The organism is Vibrio sp. 10N.222.48.A3 (genome assembly GCF_041475345.1).
GTDB lineage: Bacteria > Pseudomonadota > Gammaproteobacteria > Enterobacterales > Vibrionaceae > Vibrio > Vibrio tasmaniensis_A.
Genome location: NZ_JBFRVX010000279.1, coordinates 1 through 1766 on the forward strand (window position 1 = coordinate 1; position 1766 = coordinate 1766).

At 45.0% G+C, this 1766-nt stretch carries 2 protein-coding genes; one reads left to right on the forward strand and one right to left on the reverse strand.

Annotation, left to right across the window (positions count from 1 at the left end; translation table 11 throughout):
• A partial coding sequence (locus AB4653_RS09150; protein WP_372103920.1) for a LysR substrate-binding domain-containing protein occupies nucleotides 1-623 on the forward strand: 623 nt, incomplete at its 5' end.
• A 148-nt stretch (nucleotides 624-771) separates the two neighbouring features.
• On the opposite strand, the gene AB4653_RS09155 is transcribed toward AB4653_RS09150, so the two are convergent.
• Nucleotides 772-1764 carry a linear amide C-N hydrolase gene (locus AB4653_RS09155; protein WP_372103923.1) on the reverse strand — a complete coding sequence of 331 codons (993 nt, stop codon included), beginning with the start codon at nucleotides 1762-1764 and terminating at the stop codon, nucleotides 772-774.
• Between the last annotated feature and the right edge of the window lie 2 nt (nucleotides 1765-1766).

Sequence of the window (1766 nt, forward strand, 5' to 3'; positions counted from 1 at the left end):
AACTGACCCGTTTAGATTTCTATCACGATACTCTGATGCCCAACGATTTAGTGGTGGAGATAGAACAGCATGTTTTGAAGGCTCACCCGGACATGGTGCTCAATTGGCTGCATCGAAATCGAGATGAGATCTTGGTTGATGTGACACAAGCGCACAACAAAGTTGCGATCATGCAGCACCGAATGGAAAACATGTCGGAATACCCAATCAGCGCCATCAAACTTGGTGACGGTGATATTGCTGCCTACGCACGGATTGATAGTCCTTTGTTCAAAATCGGTGAGATTCGACTTGAAGATCTTCAATTAGAAACGCAATACATCAGTGAAAACCAAAGCAAAACCATGCCAGAGTGGTTGGGCATATCACCGTATTTTCGCACCGTTAGTAATAACGATATGTTACTGGAGTTAGTGAAAGTGAATGGCTGGGCGTTACTTCCAAAAAGCTTAGCGACCGAAGCGGTGAACACGAAGCAGCTACGCCGAATAGAGTTCAATGAGTTGCTTTCACACAGCGCGAAGTTCGGGCTCTCATTCTTCTATCCAACGAGTTTTGAAAATACCAATGTGTATAAAGGTTTGGTTGAAGTACTGAAGGGTTACGCAACTAAGAATTTGTAGACCCAACTTTAGTATCGCTTTGAAAGGTACTTAATATAAGTTGAGAGTGAGAGCGCGGTAGATGCACTCTGGTTGAAGCGGAGTGTTGATTATGAATAGGACAAAGGCCAAGTGGCCTTTGTCTCAGGTTTACGCGTGCTTAGTTTGATTAGTTTGCAGATTTAATGATCGTTTCAGTCACATCTCCAATCAAACCCGGCTGGATTAACTGGAAGCTGATCGCTTTTCCAGATTCTTGGATATCTCGCATGTTGTATTGAAGCTGAGTGAAGTCATCTCCCCACTGATAGCGAAGCAACGTTTCTCCTGTTTGTAGGTGATAGTTAACAGCGTATTCCGTCGCGTAGCCAGACATCACACCATCAATGGGTGCAATTGGCGCATCATGTGGGATCTTGTAAGTAAGCGAGTCCAGTTTGACCATACCGTTGATCACGCTGCTCGGCTCCGTAAGGTGTTCCATGTAGTAACTTGAATGTACAAACCTGTCTTCTGGGTTGGCATTACCGCCAGTCCCTAAGTTGGTTTGTGAGTATTGTGCTTCTTTTGGCCCCCAACCGCGTTTAGAGCGTTCTACATTGGCCAGATGTTGGTCGTAATCGGGTTGGTTGGTCATTACGGTGTATTCCGCGCCATGCCATACTCGAGGTCCTTCTGCTCTAAATTCTATAATTGCTGAGTCACCCGATGTGTCTTGAAGGCTAATGTGCAGAGCAATTCTAACGGGAATACCGGGTACGAATTCAATGGCAGGTTGCGATTTTTCAACGAATTTAACGGCCTCTTCAACAGTACTAAACTGCGATAAAACATGTTTAAGGTAGGTCAGCGTACCTAAGTCGTCAGCTTGCGTTGAGTCATCTGTATCCATGTTTCGGTCGTACAGCACATTACCACTAAGCCCTTCACTATTCATACCATCAGTAATTTGCCCATAAGTTGTTAATCCAGTGACATCATATTTAGAGGTTACTTGGTTAGAGTTATTTAAGTGGGTAAGGTAAGCGCTGTTTTTTGGAATGTTGACGAGGTGGACGTTGGTTGGTTCTGACCAGTCCACTGTACGTGAAACGAATGTGCCTTGATCTTGTGTATCCCAAAGCAAGCGGGTACATGCTTCGGCGGCAGTAACAACGCCCATAG